Here is an 18,902-nt window from a genome sequence, read left to right on the forward strand (position 1 = left end):
CGTAATTAACTCGCAGCCATTGCAAATGTATTTGTTTCGGCAACTTCTCTACAACGCTCGACAGGGAGCCACATATTCACCTTCGCACCCATTGAACGCTCTTCACTATTCCAAACTTCGATCTCAAATTTCCCCTCTACATCGACACGGTATTGCCACGTGATTCCATGGAAAGCCCTTTGAACAATCGTACCGTGTAAACAAGTTCCCTTCCCGTCTGCAGGTAAAGATGGAAGAATTGTAATATCACTTGGACGAATCATTAGTGTAGCAATATCTCCTACAGATGCATTCGAAACTGCTTGAACGCTTACCCCCAAGTATTCCAACACAATCGACTGGCCCGACTTTTGAACCACTTTTCCACGAAGCAAATTCGATGCGCCAACAAATTTTGCTGCAAATGTAGTTGCTGGAGAATGGTAGAGTTGTGTTGGTGAACCCTCTTGCTCGATATTCCCTTGATTTAACAGAACAACGTGATCAGCCATGCTTAGCGCCTCTACCTGATCGTGTGTTACGTAAATGGTAGTAGTACCTGCTTTTCGTATCAAACCTAATAAGTCCCAACGCATTTGTTCGCGTAATTTAGCATCAAGACTTGACAGAGGTTCATCCATCAACATCAAGGTTGGGCGCGGAGCAAGAGCGCGTGCGATCGCCACGCGTTGCTTTTGTCCACCAGATAGTTGATGAGGGAACTGATCCCGGTAATTTGCCATTTGTACCAATTCCAGCACTTCTAACACACGTGCCTTCATTTGATCTCGAGAAAGCTTTTTTAACTTAAGACCAAACGCAACGTTGTCAAACACGCTAAGATGCGGCCAAAGTGCAAAATCCTGAAATACCATTCCAACATTCCTTTGTTCAGGGGGCAGCATAAACCCAGGCGCGGACCAGATCGCATCACCTACCTGAATCGATCCCTCATCGATGTCAGCCAATCCGGCCAAAGCATTGAGCAACGTAGTCTTTCCGCAGCCTGATGGACCAAGCAAAGCAACAAATTGTCCATCCTCTATATTTAGGGATATCTTCTTTAGTACCTGCTTGTTACCGAATCGTTTTACCACGTCTTTCAACTCTATATACACAACTCATTCACCTCATTTTAAAAAGAGAGCTTTGTGAAACTCATTATTATACAGGAAGCAGCACTTCAGTTTCAGGAGATTTGATTTCCATGTTTTGCTTTCTCTGCTTTGTTATTTTTCTGTGTTCCAACCTGCTAACGAAATATTGACCGAGTAGAAATGAACCAAACACAAAGACCAAGCCAAGCATGGTCAATGCAGCACCTTGCTCCCATTCAAATGCGTTAAACTTCGAAGCGATTACGACAGAAAATGGCGGTTCACCTGCTGGATATAGCAAAGAAGACGCAGGCAATTCAAACATAGTTCCGGTAAAAGCCAAAAAGAAGGTCGATACAGTAGTTGCACTTACGAGTGGAAACACAATACTCCATAAAATCTTTCCGCTTTTTGCTCCCAGTACTTGAGCTGCTTTCATAAGATTTGGTGACAGCTGACTCATTGCCCCAACTTGTAAACGAATGGAATAGGGCAGAGATCCGGCTATGTATGCCATAGCCAAACAAGCGGAAGTACTATACAGTACAAGATGTATGGGAACCAGCCATTTCGCGTTCCAGGCAAAAATAAATCCGGCTGCCAATACGACTCCTGGAACTGCGATCGTAGACATAGTAACCATATTTAAAATCCGTGTTGCAAATGATTTTCGAAATACCATCTTATATGCAAAAAACAATCCGATTCCCATTGTGAATACAGCTGCAATCAGTGAATACGTGAAAGATCTGGAGATTGCCTGAATACCGTCACTCCCATTTTTGATAACGTCAATGTATCCTTGAAAGCTCCAATTTGATACACCAATTCCACCTGCATCTGATTTCAGTAGGGATTCCAAAAAGGTTGCACCGATTGGTAAAATCAATGCGACTGTTGTCAGGGATAAACCAATCCAAGAAAGAATAGGTACACGTGCAGCAGGCAAAGAGCTTCCTTTTGAGCCCGTAGAAACTGTTACATATGTTTTTCGATTCATCCACAACATTTGTAGCCATAAAGCGCCGCCTGTAACAAGGATTAAAAGCAGTGACAGACTGGCAGCCGCAGTATAGTTGACTGGAGCTTCATTTAATGCAGAATAAATTTGATACGAAATAAGCGGGATGTGCATTTGGGGTGCAATGGCCGCTGCAAAACCAAAATCTCCAAATCCCTCCGCAAAAGCAATGGAAGCACCTGCTAACAACGCTGGCGTAAGTAATGGCAATACGATTTTCCATACTATTTGTTGACGACTTGCCCCCAACAACCTGCCGGCATTTACAAATTCAATGCCCATGTTCCGAATGGCTGGCTCCATGGCCATATGGACAAATGGGAAATATCGTAAAGCCATTGTAAAAATCAATCCATAGCGTGTGAAAAACCAAGCAGACCATCCGTTTGGCAAACCAAATGCCTGTGCAAAAATACCGCCATCTTGCATCAGGATCATCCATCCTTCTGCAATTACGTAAGAGGGAGCAAAGAAAATAGTCCAAACCGACACATTCAGCATATTTCTAGTCATTTTCGCAGCTTTTACTGAGCCAAATGCAGTGATTGTACCGATCATGGCCGCCAATATCGCTGCCGTAATACCAATTCCTAATGAATTCAATACCGCCATATAATTCCCTTTGTCTGCAAAAACCTGAACAAGCGGTTGTATCGATGGCAAGAAACTCATCGTTGAATCGAAAATATGCGGAAAAACGATTTGCAACAACAAAGCTGCCAATGGATAGACAATCAGAATAAACAGAACGAGAAGGCTAGAAGCCGCACTAGCCCCTCCCCGCAACTGCTCCAGCCGCTTACTGGGTAATATTTGCATGGAACCATTGTTTAATGGCATTTTCATCCTGTGCGGCTTTTACAGGATCTACCGGAACCCATTTAATTCCCGATTGTTGTCTCGCGGAATTAGGCTGAACCCCCTTAATTACAGGATTAAAGTAGGAATCTCCACCACCATTTTTTGGATCCAACATCACCTGTTGACCTTCTTTTGATAAAACGAATTCGACAAACTTCTTGGCAGCATCCATGTTGGGCGCATTTTTATCGATTGCTATAACTCCAGGAAGTGATGATACGCCTGAGGTTGGATATACAATTTGTATCGGATCTCCCTTTTGTTTTGCCGAAGTAAGTGCAGAATCCTGAATCATTACAGCCTTCACTTGGCCTGCGATCAAAGCTTTCAATGTATTATCGTTGGTTGGGAATACTTTCATTCCATTTTTCTTGAGGGATGTAAAAAATTGTTTTCCTTGCTGAGTACCCATGCTTTGCAGCATACCTGCTACAAATGGGAAAGTGGGTCCGGAAATACTTGGGTCATTCATGGCCACAGCATTTTTAAACTCTGGTTTAAGCAGATCACTCCAGTCTTTTGGAGCTTGAGAAGGGGATACAAGTTTCGTATTATAAGCGATTGCGGCTGCTGCAGTAATAGAAGCCGGGTAATAGGATTTGTCTGGAGAGATGATAGATTTGCCATACGCTGTATAATTCCCTACATCATTTGGAGTCCAGCCTTTCAGCAACATACCTTCGTTGTCAATACCCTGCATGGTGGAATCCCCGTCAAACCACGCTACGTCCCAATGCGGATTTGATTTTTCCGCTTCCATCTTTGCAATAATATTACCCGTAGAATCGTCAACTAGCTTTACTTTGATGCCAGTTTTTTTCTCAAACGCCTTAGCCATGGCACCATCATAACCCTGAGCAGAGTATAGCACGAGCGTTTGTTTTGAATCATTCTTCGTACTATTGGCGGATTTTGCGGATGCCGCGTTTGCACTTGTTGCTGCGGAGTTTGTTCCACATCCTGCAACAATGACAGTACTTCCCATGATAAGGGATATAGGTAAAATTACATTTGTGAGTTTCATACTCAACATGATCTCTCCCATTCATTTATCTCTGTTTGTATGTATGTTTTCTACTACATGAACCTTTCATGAACCTCATGTCTCAACTATATCTCGGTTTTATTGAGAAATTATGAATTATATGTAACGATTGTTATAATTAACTATGGTTATTATTTGATAGTGACTCATTCGAGATCGAATGACTGTAAATCAAGTACCAATATGCCAAGTTGCATAGCCAACGTTGCGTTGCTCATTGTTGTCTGATTATTTGAGTCATGCTGAAATACCCAATAGTCTAGTGCATGTTCGGCCTCAAACTTTATTTCCAGCAACGCAACAAGTATAATGATTTCTGGAATTGGGTTATAATGGATCCATGGTTTCAAGGGACGATTCATTCTATTTTAAGAGGTTTTGAAATGGCTCAATGCCAACAACGCACGCGAAGCTATCGTAGCTTCAGCAGATGAAGACCCAGATACTTCGGATCTCTTTACTGAAGTTTCTCGTCAACTTGACAAGGATCTTTGGTTCCTGGAAGCGCATTTGGTGGAATAAGTATTTTTCTCTTTTTTACGAATTCATTAATAACTAGATGCAACCTGCATCTTGCAATTCAAGTTTTAAAAAAACGGCATTAGATGGTATAAACATCTATAGGGAAATAAGGATTTGAGGCTCTTCAAATTTGAATCTGAAGAGCCTTTTCCTTTCGTTCCAGCGAGAGGGCAAGTTGTTATAAATGACAAAATCTATTCGCCGGTAGTGTCAAAATCAACTTGTTCATATCGAATTACAATGATTCCAAGGCCTAAAAACAAAATCAATGCGCCAACAAACTCAAACCAAAACGTTTCCCGAATGGATAGAATAATCCCTATCATCGCTAATAAAAATCCAATTGGTAAAATCATTTGGTTTTTATGGAAAAACAAAACCGAATAACAAAGAAAAAAAGTATTAATTGCAACTGCAAACGAATAGGGAAGTTCTGAAAAGAATAACCAAATGAACAAAGTTCCAATAAAGCTGATAAAAAGCGGATGACTTGTCGACATATACAATCTCCTAGAGATTTCTCGTATGTTTGCTTAAGTTCAGCTTACGTATGTGTTTTCGAAGTGTAACAAGCAATCATGCATTGAGCAAGGAATTCTCGCAATACCCGAACTCATTTTTGGTCAACCGGATTGATCGACGTCTTATTGTAGCGTATGTAGAAGAGGATGCCATTGAAGCTGCGGTTCATCGATTAAAACAGCCTAAACGATCAACTGCTAACGTATTGCGCTCTTTATCATCGATAAACAACGCTTCATGCGGGCGCATTCCCAATGCGTCTGCCACCAGCAAATAAATATCTTCTTCCGGTTTGGCCATTATTGCATAATGTGAGTTGTCGTCCCAATTCATGATCTTGGAATCAACTTTTGAATCATGTTAACACCTCCGCTGATTAAATATGATGTGTACATTTTTTATCTTAGCGGCGGAATATTGAGGTTTTTTAAATAGTTGTCTAAAAGGGGGTAAATATTTTGTAAATTTATAACTGCGGTTATTTTCAATTATATCAATCGTCTTGGGTTTTCAAAAGCAAAGAAACCCTTGATATACAAGAGTTTCTCACGTTAATCATATGGTCGGAATGACAGGATTTGAACCTGCGACCTCTCCCCCCAAGGTGGATTTGCAGGTAGGTTTAAATTAGATGATTTCATACATTAAATTTTCTAATACTTTCTTCCTTGGATGGATGTAATATAATTGGCAATTTGCTTAGCGGACGATGTAGATTCTTCTGCCAATTTCCGAACCTCATCAGCAACAACGACAAACCCACGCCCTTGTTCGCCAGCTAGCTCGTGCTGCCCTCAATAGTGATACATGCCGGACTCGATGTTTGTCGCGATATCCGGCAGCTGTTTGCCCATAATCGAATCGTTTTCATTTCTCCACCCTCTAAATTCCCGTATGCACACCATATCTATGAATTCAACAGCTAAAAAAAACCCACGAGTTATGCACTTACCTTGGTTATGGCCTGGATCAGACTGTCCTCGGTCACTTCCATACCCGTGAATTCCCCAGTCTGTTTTCCTTGATACATAGTAATAATGCGATCACTCACACCCATAATTTCCGGCATTTCAGAGGAAATCACCAAGACAGCATATCCTTCCTCAGCCAACCGACGAATCAATTTATGAATTTCTGATTTGGAACCTACATCAATTCCCCGAGTTGGTTCATCCAATATCAGCAATTTGGGGTGGATGCTTAACCACTTTGCAATGACTACTTTTTGTTGATTTCCTCCGCTTAAATTCACAACAGGTTGACGAGGACCCGTAATGCTAATTGAAAATTTTTGCTTAAAATCCGCAAAAATATCTAGTTCTTTTTTAGTTTGAATAAACCCAAATCGTTTCAAGGATTTTAAATGAGCTAACGTCATATTGTCTTTCCCGCCCATCCCTAACACAAGCCCTTGTAATTTACGATTTTCCGGAACCAGAGCGATCCCCAGATTGACGGCGACATTGGAATCTGGTATATTTCTTTCTACCTCTTCTATAAAAATTTTCCCGCTGTCCTTTTTTCGGATTCCAAAAATCGTTTCAGCAACTTCCGATCGTCCGGCACCGACCAATCCGTACAACCCAAGTACTTCTCCTTGGCGAACTGAAAAACTAATATTTGCAAATAGCCGTTTTACTGTCAAATTTTCGACACGCAAGATTTCTTTACCAAATTGATGTATACTCTTTTCGGAATAATACTCTTCTAAAGTACGTCCTATCATGAGCTGTGTTACTTCCGCTTCATTTGTATCTGCCGTTTTCTTCGTTCCTGTCACCTTTCCATCTCGTAAAACGGTGATTCGATCAGAAATTTCAAAGATTTCATTCATTTTATGTGAAATGTAAATCATACCAACGCCTTTTTGTTTTAATCGCCGAATATTTTCAAATAAGACATCCTTTTCCGCATCAGTCAAAGAAGCTGTCGGTTCATCAAAGATAACCACGTTCGGTTGAAAAGCCAATGCTCGTGCTATTTCCACCATTTGTTGCTTAGCAATGGATAATTCACCCACCAACGTTGTTTCGGAAAAGTCACAGTTCAGTTGATCTAAAATGGCACGTGCATCGGAATAAAGTTTATGAAAATCGATTCGACCCAATTTTTTATTGGGAAAACTCCCCAGGAAAATATTTTCGGCAACAGTCAACTCGGAAACCAGAGAAATTTCCTGGTGTATCAGAACAATGCCCTGTTTTTTTGCATCCATGGGGTTTTTCCAAGTTATTGGTTTTCCCTGATAGATCATCTCACCACTATCAGGTATATAAACCCCCGCCAAAACTTTCATTAAAGTTGATTTACCTGCACCGTTCTCCCCTAACAACGCAAGGACTTCTCCTTTTTTAAGCGACAAACTAACTTGATCTAAGGCCTTGACACCAGGAAATACCTTAGAGATATTTTTTACTTCCAATATATCAATTGCTTCTTTTTTTTCAGGAGAAATGTCTGCCATATTTTCAACCCCCTTCAATGGAAAACAAAAATACCGAAAATAATTGACTATGAAACTTTCATTTCCAGTAAACTTGTTTAGTAGCAAAAAAGAGGCTGATCCTCGAATTCATGATTTATATAGTAGAATTATCAAGGAGTCAAAGGATTCGATAAATTCAAACCATCTTTTTTGCGTATCTTTTATTTCGTCATCTGATTTATTACAATTTTAAAAGACCGGTTTTGTAAATTGTTTATAGTTAGAATGCGTAATTTTCGGCGTTTTAAAATAATCATTAAATGGTACTTTTTTGCCTTCCGCAACATCAATTCCCATCTTCAATGCATTTTCTGCATCGGAAACAGGAGATTGATACACAGAACCGTAGTACTCCCCTTTTGCGATTGCATCATAACCGACAGCAAAGTTTCCTGACCCTGTAATTTTAATGTCTTTTAATCGACCAGCTGCTTTAATCGCATTTAAGGCACCCACACCAACATTGTCATCTAAAGCATATACACCGTTGATGTCTTTATATTTAGTTAAAAAATCTTCCATAACTTGCTGCGCTTTGGCCCGATCACCATTTGCCGGCTGGCTATCGAGAACTTTAATATTTGGATATTTTTTAATGGCCTCATTAAAACCTTGAGCCCTCTGAATTGACGTGGTATATCCCGGTGTACCCAAAATTTCTACAATATTACCTTTTCCATTTAATGCTTCAGCTAATTCCTCGCCAGCTTCTCTCCCTTCTGCTACATTGTCAGGTCCAGAGAATCCCTTAATGTATTTGTTGCCAGACGGATCGATTGGGGAGTTGGTCATGATTACGGGAATGCCTGCATTATAAGCCTTTTTAACTGCCGGAATAATTGTTTTTCCATTCGTTGGCCATACAATAATAACGCTTACTTTTTGTTGAATTAAGTCTTCTATTTGGTTCATCTGTTTTGCAGGATCGCCTCCGGCATCCAACATAACAGTTTTGACACCAAGTTTCTTAGCGTAATCTCTGAATGATTGATCGTAAGTTGTCTCATAGCTATCGGCACCTACATTGCTTTCTGTAATTCCAATCACTATATTATGAATATCTTTTGTTTTAGCCGGGGGAGAACTTGCCGATTGGCTGTTTTGTGACCCACAACCGGATAAAACAACCATAGCTGACAACAAAGCCACACTCGATACATAAAATGACTTTTTCATTCTTTTCATAGTAACAATTACCTCCCATTTTTTGATTTTTCCAAATCCGTGATTCTTTTATCTTGCTAGTTGTGCAAGTGCCTCACCCCCTTCAAATTTACTTAGCCCTACTTACTTGCTTATCGATAAATATAACTGCAATCAAAATGACTCCCATTAATACGAGCACGTAATATGACTGCACGTGAAGCAAGTCCATACCGTTTCGTAAAATTCCAATAACCAATACTCCGCCCAATGTTCGGATTACACTGCCAAAGCCGCCTTGTAGTTTCGTTCCTCCAAGAACCACTGCTGTTATCGACCACAATTCATAATCAGTGCCAAGCGTTGGAGTGGCGGCTCCCATTTCTGAAGCCATCATGATACCGGCAACCGATGCCATGATTCCGCTTACAATGAAATTAATAAATATGTGAAGTTTGACTCGGACTCCCGCATTTAATGCTGCATCATAATTTCCTCCAATCGCAATTGCATTCCGTCCATGCGATGTTTTTTTCAAAACCCATTGGCCAATTACGACAAATACTAAAAAGAATATAACGATAATCGAGATTGGACCAAGTTGTAAAGCACCAAAGTTACTTAAAGCAGGATTTTCAGCTACAAAGGATTGCTGTTTTGTTAAGACAAAAACCAAGCCCCGTACCCCTAGCATGGCACCTAATGTGACGATAAACGAATTAATCCCGGCTCGAGTAACAAAAAATCCGTTAATAGCCCCAATAACCACACCTGCAAGAAGGCTTGCCAATACAGCCAACACCATACCATGTGATTCAAATCCGACAACGATATTGGCTGAAAGTGCCAATAACGAACCGACAGTCAGGTCAATATTTGCGTTTAAAATAATAAAGGTCATCGCAATTGCTATAAATCCAATGATAGAAGATTGCAATAATACATCCGACAGATTGGATACTGTAAAAAAGTACGGACTTGATAAACCAAAAATGATAAGACAAAGTATGACTACCAACCATATTGGTTGGTTCCTGATAAATTTCCCAATCATTCTGAGAGATTGTATCCCGGCCTTCTTTTGTCCAACACTAGTGGATTTGTCCATTGTACTTTCATTGATGAATTGTCCCATCATACGAAAATTTTCCTCCTTTTCGAAATCAAATCCACCCATACTGCAGCAATGATCACAAACCATTCAACTAGCCATTGTGCATAAAAAGGGAATCCCAGCAAGATCATTCCATTTTTAATAAAACCTAAAATTAAAACTCCAATAACCGTTTTAAATACACTTCCTGAACCTCCCATTAAACTCGTACCACCTAATATCACAGCAGCAATAACATCAAGCTCATATCCTTGACCGAGAGTATTTTGAGATGACATAAGACGAGAACCCATTATAATTGCTCCAATACTTGTGCAAAATGCTGAAAGCATATACACACTAAATGTTACCCACTTGGAACGGATACCAGTAAATTCACTTGCAATCCGATTGCCTCCAACGGCAAATATTTGCCGGCCGAATGTAGTCTTAGTCAGCAATATACTGAAAACTATCGCCACAACCAGGAAAATGAGTACAGGGACAGGTACTCCCAACACATAAGAACTTCCAAAAAATTTAAACCAAGTGTGACTTGGATTTTTAATAATAAAACTTTTGCCTCCTGAGTAGATCAGCGTTATGCCTTGCAAGGCAGGAAGCATTGCCAACGTAATAATTAAGGAATTCAGTTTAAAAAATCCGATTAAAATCCCATTGATACAACCAATGACCAACGCAACAGCGATAGTGATTAATATAGCTAGACCCGGTCCCACCTTATCATGCAGATTGACAACCAATACCGTAGTCAAGGATAAAAGTGATCCTACCGATAAATCGATATCGCCACTGATAATCACAAACGTCATGGAGACAGCCATTATACCGACGATAGAAACTTGACGAAGTACCAATAAAATATTATTTGCAGTTAAAAACGTATTGGAATGGAATGAGATAGCAATTAACAACAAGATAAACGCTATTAAAATGCCCTGTTGTTTTATTGCATTTCCTACAGCATTCCTAGATAAAAGCGAATTCATATAGTTCACCTCTGCAGTTTTTTAAAAAACCAACAAGAACGAGAACGTGCTCGTTGTCATGCCATTTTACTTATAAAGAAACTTCATCTAACAACAGAGAATTCATAAAATTGGTTTTTATCATAAAACGCAGGCCGATCCGGCAAGGAAATGGGAACGATTTGCCCCGTTTGCTTAGCTTTCACGCAAGCATCAGCCGTCACTGCTTGCACATAACCATCCCAAGCTGACGGTCCATTCATTTCCCCTTTTACCGTCGAATGAATCCACTCTTGAAGTTCAACATCATAGGACTCAATGAAACGTTCTTTCCAATCTGTAAGAATTTCAGTTGAAAGCTTAGCTTCACTTCGTAAAAGCACGCTGGATGGCTCTGGCAAATTTGCTGTACCTGTTTCTCCAACAATTTGACATTGAATATCATATCCATACTGGCAATTGACGAATATTTCAGTGTCAATCCGAATCCCTTTTTTGGTTTCCAGCAATACAATATGCGGATCCTGCAGCCCTTTACCCGCCAGACGCGTGTTTCTGGGCAGGATTACCTGCGCCGTAACATAATCGTCATTGAGCAACCAGCGCAGAACATCTATTTCATGAACAAATGCATCCGTTATCGCCATATCACCACTGAAGTTGGATACTGATGGAGCACGGTGTGCACAATGCACCATTAACGGCTCTCCAATTTTCCCACTATCAACTACTTTTTTTAATGCACGATACCCCTCATCATAACGACGCATGTAACCAACCTGAACTAACTGTTTCCCGTGTGTTACCTCAGCTTCAACGATTCGAAGACATGCATCAGCGGTTGGTGCAAGCGGTTTCTCGCAGAATACAGGCTTGCCAGCTTTAATAGAAGCCACCACAAATTCTTCATGGGCTGGACCCCAGGCAGTAACCAAAACTGCATCAACTTCAGCAGCTTGAATCAAATCATGCCCATTACCATAAATATTTGCATCAATTTTTTCGTTTTTAACCACTGCATGAGCATGTTCTACGTTGACATCTGCCACTGCAACAATCTTGGCACCCGATAACGTATTGGTAATTCTCCGAATATGATCCTGGCCAATGGCACCTGTACCGATAACTCCTACTCGTAAAGTCATAGTATACAATCCTCCTTCTTGTTCATACAATTAAATAGCTGTCTCATAACGAGCGCGCGCTCTTTAGCATAGATATTCACAGCACGAACGATTATACCGCCATTAATGTTTAGGAAATAGTTTGTTTTTATACAATTCATCTCTTACTAATATATTCATTTTTATTTTACGAGCACGGACTCGAAAATGGCTTAAATAAATGCTGATACTTCAGCAAAGTTATCTGCCAAATTTTTATCAGCTCATTCAATATTTCCTTTGATTTTAATATCAATCGATGTTTTAATGTGTTCTGTTTCCGGCTTTTTCTCATGATATAAATAATCAAAAAGGATTTTCAATGGTTTATAGCCTTGAGAAAACAGATCCTGAGCAATTGTAAAATTAATGACATCTTCTTTGATCAATTGCACAATTTCAGGATAAACATCAAAACTTACTATTTTCACCTGCTTATCTTTATTCATAAATCTTACTACCTTACCTACTTCACTAACATTACCACAAGTTATATATATTCCTTTAAGATCTTCAATTTTATCAAGTAATGATTTTGTTTTTTGAAAGGTGGTAAGTTTTTGTTCGTATGTTTCAACAACATCGACAATTTCAATATTGGGATACGTATTTTTTATCACTTTTTCAAATCCTTCTTGCCTTTTCTGCACGAACGATTGAATTTTAGAATCTGTAATAATTGCTACCTTACCATGTCCATTCAAAATCTCCCCCATTAATTCACCAGCGACTCTGCCAGCTTTCAACATATCCTGTCCAACAAAACACATTCTTTTGCTTTCAGGTAAATCTATATTTGTTGTGATGACTGGAATACCTTCATCCACGATTTCATCAATCGCATTTCTGATTCTTATATCATTTAGCGGAGTTATGATGAGTCCGGAGATTTTTTTCTTTTTTAGATGATTGATTATATTTAACTGTTCTACAGGATCAGAGTTACTTGTAATATAATACTGAATTTTCAATCCAAACTGTTTGTATTCCCGATATGCTTCTTCTATTCCAGCTTTCATTTCTTCTAATGTATCAAAATCCAACAATAATACAGGTACTAATAAAGTCTTTTTTTGGTAAGATAAAGCTTTGCCAATTATATTTGGCTCATATCCCAATTCATGTATTATATTCTTTACCCTTTCCCTTACTTCATCGCTCACACCTTCTCTGTTGTGTAATACCTTATCTACTGTTGATCGATGTACACCAGCTATTTCAGCAATTTCTTTTATAGTTACACTCATTACCATCTATTCCTTATTTATTTTGAGTCTCATCTACGATCACGCACTCTTTCTATATATCTTTTATTATATACATTATAAAACTATTGTACAGAATTTTTTGTGTTTTTTATTGGGTAAATTAGTTATAACATATTTCACCATTTTAATCCCGTGAATCGAGTTGTTTATAATTTCATATCTAAATATAGTGCGTTGGAAGAACAAAATGTGATCTTTTCTGCTCGAATTCAAATATACTTTGCATTTCGTATCTCGATCAGTACTTACATATTCCGTTTTGATCCTTACAGTTTTATCCCAGAGTTATTTATATATTGAAACTGTGGAATGGCCTTCACGGGCAATACCACAGTCTTGCTGAAATATTTTGATATCCAGTATTTTATTAAATTTCACTATATCAGGTTATACATTAGTTTTTTTACACTAACAACGCCTTTATGTTCTCAAACTCTACCCAACTCGCTCCATTGTCTGCAGAACGAACACAATTTTCAATCCAGCGAATACCATCCAAGCCAGCATCAATATCAGGGTAAACTAAATTCTTTAATGTTTCCTCATCATTCCGGTTTTTAGCATCAATAGCAATAGCAAATTTGAGATAAATATTTGCCCATGATTCCGACAACCCTTCTTGATGAAGTGCTCCTAAACGCTCATCGGCATTACAGGATTCGTCTAAGTAAGGCATTGCACGAATTAGAGTTTGAATAGGTTCTCCCTGAACTTCATATCTAAGTTCATTTGGTTTGCTATCCCACCATTCTAAACTTGCCTTTGATCCTACAATTCGAATTCTATGACCGTCCATGCATCCCGCGTTGATGGATGATGTCCAAAGTCTTCCTACCGCTCCATTTTCGTACCGCATAAGAACAAAAGCATTATCCTCTAAAGGGGCACGACTGCCAACAAAACTCTGCCGGTCACATAACAATTTTTTAATTTTCATATGTGGCATAATCAACTGTGACATATAATACGTATGTGTGGAAAGATCGCCTAAAACAAAACTTGGTCCTGCTACCTTAGGGTCAACACGCCACTTTTGCGAATCACTTGTTTTATCCGCTTGATCATTTGCATTAAAACCATGAGTATACTGCAAATCAACCACACGTATCTCGCCAATTTTTCCTTGTTCAATCATTGCCCGCATTTGAAGTAACATTTGATTTCCAGAGAAACCATACGTTACACCAACAATTTTTCCTTTTTTCTCTGCCAGATCTTTAATCTCTTCACCCTCTTCAGAGGTAAAAAACAAAGGTTTTTCACAAATAACATGCAAACCAGCTCCTAATGCCGCCTTACAAATTTCATAATGAGTTCCGTTAGGAGTTGCAATGGATACAACTTCAACTCCATCCTCCCTCAGCGCTTCTTCTGCAAACATTGTTTTGTAATCAGGATAGCAACGGTTCCCATCAACACCAATATTTATACCAAAATCCTTTCCTCTTTCGGGGTCGATATCAAATGCACCTGCTACCAATTGATAAGCTGTATTATCTCTTAGTGCACCAGTACGGTGTTTATAACCAACCTGACCAAGTCGGCCACCTCCGACCATACCCCAACGTAGTGGTCTTGCAATTTTTCTTTCACCATTTAACATTGTAAAGCTCCTCTCATTTATATAATTTTCATTTGGAATCACCTATTTAAGCTAAAAGCTAAGTGTTTGTTTTAGCGCATCAATTGAGGTTCTTATCCCCGCTTCTACAGACATAGTAAGATCTTCCATTTCCAAAGAAACTTCTGCATCATATCCCATCATCTTAACTACGGAGAAAAACTCTTTCCACCATTGCAAGTCTTTTCCGCAACCTACTGCTACATAGTTCCAGGCTCTATTCGCTACATCCGTTATTTCTTTGGTTTCCAACACACCATTCACAGCTGAAAGGTGTCTCTCAAGCCGAACATCTTTACCATGAACATGATGAATAGCTTCTCCTAATTCCCTAGCTGCTAAAATCGGATCAGCTCCCATCCATATGAGATGGCTTGGGTCCAGGTTTAACCCCACTATTGGACCTACTGCATTGCGTAATCGAAATAAAGTTTCAGGATTATAAACTAATTGGGAGCTGAAATTTTCAAGTGCAATTTTTTCAACGCCACATCCTTCAGCTTTTTTAACTAATTTTCCCCAATACGGAATCGCTACTTCATTCCATTGATAATCTAAAATTTCCTTGAGAACCGGAGGCCAACTGACAGTATAAGTGATCCAGTTAGGAATTTTATCTTCAGGGCTTCCGGCTGGAAGACCACTCATCATAACTACTTTTTTTACCCCTAACAAATTAGCCAATTCCATCGTTTTATCTGTAACTTCCCGATGCTCTTTTCCAAGTTTCCCTGGATCTAAAGGATTTCCTGAGCAATTTAAAGCACACAGTTTTATATTTCGTTTTTCTAAACTATTTAAAAATTCATTCCTTTTTTGATTACTTTCTAATAGTTCATCTAAATTTAAATGGGGTGCAGAAGACCAGCCACCAGTTGTCATTTCAATCGTATCGATCCCTAATTCCACTACAAAATCTAACATTTGTTCAAATGGCAAGTGACCCAAACTATCTGTTACATATGATAATTTCATAAAATTTTGCCTCCTTGGCTAGTTATTGCCGCATGGCTTCGCAATTGAGAGATTATGTAACCGATTTCTCTCAAGATAAAAAAATAATATATCCATTTTCATATATCTTCGAACTAATAATATGATAACAACATAGTCATTCTTATATTAATGAACCGAATATTTTTTGCATTTAAAAGACATCATACTAAAATAGTTCTTTTTCTTAAAATTCTTTACTAAGCTTATTTCAGCTATCATTTTCGAATAAAATCACCTTCTTTATATTTAATATTTCATCTGTTTACACAGATAATTATATAAAGGTCCGTAATATTTGTATTTAAACTTTGAAGACATATTTTTGCATTTTAAAGACATCTTTCTAGACAACAACTTGTAAAATGTTCTTTAAAGAAAAAAAGCCCACTTTAATTAAGTGGGGAATCAATTATCCGAAAACTCTGTCGTTTTTGAATCTACATACAGAGAGCGAAAACGCGCGGGTGAAATTTGCATCATAGAAGTAAAAACACGAGTAAAATATTGGACAGATATAAAGCCCGTTTCCTCAGAAATTTCTTTTATTGATAAATTCGATTTTTTGAGTAATGTGACAGCTTTTTTTATTCGTTCATCCAAAACATATTTTGAGTAACTTACTCCCAATTCTGATACAAAGATTCGAGACAAATGCCGGCCAGATATATGGAAATGTTTTGCAACTTCCGAAAGTTTTAAAGAACTCGCCAAATTGTCATGAATATATAATATTGCTTGAGTAAGGAGTAAAGAATACACTTCTGGGACATTTTCGAGATTACTATGATTTAAAGAAGGAACAAAATTTTGTAGTATTGAAATAATAAGGGAATATGCTATGTTTGAAAGCATTTCTTCGAAAAAAGCATGTTTGCGATATGATGCTTGGATAAGCAGAGATTTCCATAGTAAAGTCGTGGGCGTATCATCTTTTTCCTGTATAACTATTACTGGGCATTGTTTGGCTATCTCCATGATCCTTATCCATTTCTCACTCGATTCAGATTCAATTAATTCAAACGCAACATATAAGAGAAATAGTCCCTTTTCACTTTTTATTTGATGCAAAACTTCTGGTTTTGATAAAAAAAGTGTATTCTCTTGAAGCGAATAGGTATGATTATCATCTATATAAATTCCTTCCCCTTCAACCACATAACACACTTCAAAAAAGGAATGTTTGTGTAATAGATTGTCATAATGCTTTTGCATGACTCCCCAATAATGCACTTGAAAAGATGCACCATTTTGGTTTAAACGATGAATATACTCATTCAAAGTACTTTTTCCAGAAAGAAATTTATTTAAATTCAATAAAAACACATCCTTGTCAAAAAGATGCAAACACCTTATTTAAGATGATAATTCACCCCCCAAAAATAGTCATGTACAAATTGTCACCAAAAAACATTTCTACATTTATCCCCAGTATTGGTCTCACCTGCGCTAAATACGATGACTGCAACGCTTGCCATCCAATTTGAAGAATTGTACTTTATTATCAAAGGACAAAAAGTGGAGATGGTTCTCTCCATCCCCACTTTTTTTCAATAAACTTAAATATCCAAATGTTTCTGTCTATTTTGACTTGAAATTCTACCTCCAACGAATCCTATTCTGATTTCCAAAATCTTATCTCCTGAAGTTATCCTCTAATTGTTCTAATGATAACCCTCTTGTCTCTGGTAAGGATTTCGCTACAAATTATCCCCAAAATACCAAACACAGCGAATACGAAAAATGTTCCTGAAAGTCCGATTCCATTCAAAAGAACAGGAAAAAATAGTCCCACTAAAAAATTGCAAATCCATAAAAACAAAGTAGCAATTCCCATACCAAACGTAAACGAACTGGAAAAATTTCGGAAATAACGAGCCAGGTTAATGGGCCAATAGCTCCTTGAAAAAAGGCCAAATATTAAATTTAATCCATTATTGAATTAACAATATGACGGCAAAGTTACCAACTATTTTCCTACTGAAATCCATTATCTTATAGAGGATGTTCAAAAAGTAGTCAAAACTCCACAGCGGATTGCTTTGCCGAATTCCAAAAAGGCTTACTCATGTACCAAACACGTACACTCCGTCGCCTTTTCGTGCTTCGGCTTCGCACTCCTTGTGTCTTACTTAACCACTTTTTGAACACGCACTTATAAACTAATTTCAGAATAAAAAGGAAGAGGATGCCTTATTCACCATCTCATAAACATCCTCTCCTATTTATTACGCTTTGTTGCTTGATTTAAATTCTCTCATCTTAGCTTTTACCGTGTCTTTAACTGCTTTCTTACCCGGTAAAAGAATAGTACGTGCATCATACACTTCGGTGTCATTTGCTAATGTTTCACGAAGAGCTTTTGCCCATGCTTGTAAACACTCCGTATTCACATTAATTTTTGCATGACCAAGTTCGATTGCTTTTTGAATTTGATATTCCGGTATACCGGAACCGCCATGTAATACAAGTGGAGTATTGGTCAACTCTGAGATTTCCTGCATTTCAGCAAACCCTAATTTTGGCTCCCCTTGATAGGGCCCATGAACGGAACCAAGGGCCGCCGCCAATGCATCAATCTCTGTTTCTTTCACAATGCGCAAACATTCTTGCGGATCTGCATATTGAATGCCACCGATAAGCCCATCCTCATTGCCGCCAACGGTTCCAACTTCTGCTTCGACAGAAACTTGATATAGACGTGCATACTCTACAACTTGTTTCGTCATCACAATGTTTTCTTCAATCGGGTGATGGGATCCATCAATCATTACAGAAGTATATCCGGCGTCTATCGCTTCTTTACATCGTTCCACACTGCTGCCATGATCTAAATGTAATGCTACAGGTACGGTGATGTTCTTTACCTCTATAATTCTATTGATCATAGTTTCAATCGTTTTAAATCCACCTAAGTAATCTACGAGTCTATCGGATGAAGCCACAATGACAGGAGATTTTTCTTCCTCTGCAGCTTCTAAAATAGCCTCTGCCCACTGAAAGCTGTTGATATTAAATTGTCCGACAGCATATTTCCCTTTATATGCTTTCGTAAGCATTTCTTTCATGGAAACTAATCTTGATGCTACTAACGTCACTT

At 38.5% G+C, this 18,902-nt stretch carries 15 protein-coding genes and 2 pseudogenes; all 17 read right to left on the reverse strand.

Features of this window, described 5'->3' with window-relative positions; genetic code table 11:
* Positions 1-5: 5 nt before the first annotated feature.
* The 17 genes and pseudogenes from LSG31_RS01280 to fba all read right to left on the reverse strand — a co-directional run bounded on the left by LSG31_RS01280 (position 6) and on the right by fba (position 18,870).
* Positions 6-1,097, reverse strand: coding sequence for an ABC transporter ATP-binding protein (locus tag LSG31_RS01280; RefSeq protein ID WP_347437644.1), 1,092 nt, complete (start codon positions 1,095-1,097; stop codon positions 6-8).
* Positions 1,098-1,143: 46 nt separating this feature from the next.
* Entirely contained in the window at positions 1,144-2,943 is a 1,800-nt protein-coding gene (locus LSG31_RS01285; protein WP_347437645.1) for an ABC transporter permease, read from the reverse strand.
* Positions 2,897-3,982, reverse strand: coding sequence for an ABC transporter substrate-binding protein (locus LSG31_RS01290; RefSeq protein ID WP_347439410.1), 1,086 nt, complete (start codon positions 3,980-3,982; stop codon positions 2,897-2,899). The genes LSG31_RS01285 and LSG31_RS01290 overlap by 47 nt, the downstream gene beginning before the upstream one ends.
* Before the next feature lie 737 nt (positions 3,983-4,719).
* Complete coding sequence (locus tag LSG31_RS01295; protein ID WP_347437646.1) at positions 4,720-5,025, reverse strand: hypothetical protein; 306 nt, start codon at positions 5,023-5,025, stop codon at positions 4,720-4,722.
* 187 nt (positions 5,026-5,212) lie between these two features.
* A complete protein-coding gene (locus LSG31_RS01300; RefSeq protein WP_347437647.1) occupies positions 5,213-5,380 on the reverse strand; it encodes an HAD-IA family hydrolase in 168 nt (55 codons plus the stop codon).
* A 335-nt stretch (positions 5,381-5,715) separates the two neighbouring features.
* Positions 5,716-5,826 (reverse strand): annotated as a pseudogene (locus tag LSG31_RS01305) (methyl-accepting chemotaxis protein); the annotation flags it as partial.
* 161 nt (positions 5,827-5,987) lie between these two features.
* Positions 5,988-7,511, reverse strand: coding sequence for a sugar ABC transporter ATP-binding protein (locus tag LSG31_RS01310; RefSeq protein WP_347437648.1), 1,524 nt, complete (start codon positions 7,509-7,511; stop codon positions 5,988-5,990).
* 210 nt (positions 7,512-7,721) lie between these two features.
* Positions 7,722-8,717 carry a sugar ABC transporter substrate-binding protein gene (locus LSG31_RS01315; RefSeq protein WP_347437649.1) on the reverse strand — a complete coding sequence of 332 codons (996 nt, stop codon included), beginning with the start codon at positions 8,715-8,717 and terminating at the stop codon, positions 7,722-7,724.
* Between the two features lie 88 nt (positions 8,718-8,805).
* Positions 8,806-9,813: an ABC transporter permease gene (locus LSG31_RS01320; RefSeq protein ID WP_347437650.1), complete on the reverse strand. Its 1,008-nt coding sequence runs from the start codon at positions 9,811-9,813 to the stop codon at positions 8,806-8,808.
* Complete coding sequence (locus LSG31_RS01325; RefSeq protein ID WP_347437651.1) at positions 9,810-10,778, reverse strand: ABC transporter permease; 969 nt, start codon at positions 10,776-10,778, stop codon at positions 9,810-9,812. Before LSG31_RS01325 ends, LSG31_RS01320 begins: the two co-directional genes overlap by 4 nt.
* Before the next feature lie 83 nt (positions 10,779-10,861).
* Positions 10,862-11,902, reverse strand: a complete 1,041-nt coding sequence (gene iolG / locus LSG31_RS01330) for a bifunctional inositol 2-dehydrogenase/D-chiro-inositol 1-dehydrogenase (RefSeq protein ID WP_347439411.1) — start codon at positions 11,900-11,902, stop codon at positions 10,862-10,864.
* A 242-nt stretch (positions 11,903-12,144) separates the two neighbouring features.
* Entirely contained in the window at positions 12,145-13,167 is a 1,023-nt protein-coding gene (locus LSG31_RS01335; protein WP_347437652.1) for a LacI family DNA-binding transcriptional regulator, read from the reverse strand.
* 424 nt (positions 13,168-13,591) lie between these two features.
* Complete coding sequence (locus LSG31_RS01340; protein ID WP_347437653.1) at positions 13,592-14,791, reverse strand: Gfo/Idh/MocA family protein; 1,200 nt, start codon at positions 14,789-14,791, stop codon at positions 13,592-13,594.
* A 51-nt stretch (positions 14,792-14,842) separates the two neighbouring features.
* Positions 14,843-15,784, reverse strand: a complete 942-nt coding sequence (locus tag LSG31_RS01345; RefSeq protein WP_347437654.1) for a sugar phosphate isomerase/epimerase family protein — start codon at positions 15,782-15,784, stop codon at positions 14,843-14,845.
* Between the two features lie 426 nt (positions 15,785-16,210).
* Positions 16,211-17,119 carry an AraC family transcriptional regulator gene (locus tag LSG31_RS01350; RefSeq protein WP_347437655.1) on the reverse strand — a complete coding sequence of 303 codons (909 nt, stop codon included), beginning with the start codon at positions 17,117-17,119 and terminating at the stop codon, positions 16,211-16,213.
* A gap of 318 nt (positions 17,120-17,437) precedes the next feature.
* Positions 17,438-17,722: pseudogene (locus tag LSG31_RS01355) on the reverse strand (MFS transporter); the annotation flags it as partial.
* A 308-nt stretch (positions 17,723-18,030) separates the two neighbouring features.
* On the reverse strand, positions 18,031-18,870 hold the full coding sequence (gene fba, locus LSG31_RS01360; protein WP_347437656.1) for a class II fructose-1,6-bisphosphate aldolase: 840 nt from the start codon (positions 18,868-18,870) through the stop codon (positions 18,031-18,033).
* Positions 18,871-18,902: the final 32 nt, after the last annotated feature.

It is taken from the genome of Fodinisporobacter ferrooxydans (genome assembly GCF_022818495.1).
Taxonomy (GTDB): Bacteria; Bacillota; Bacilli; order Tumebacillales; family MYW30-H2; genus Fodinisporobacter; species Fodinisporobacter ferrooxydans.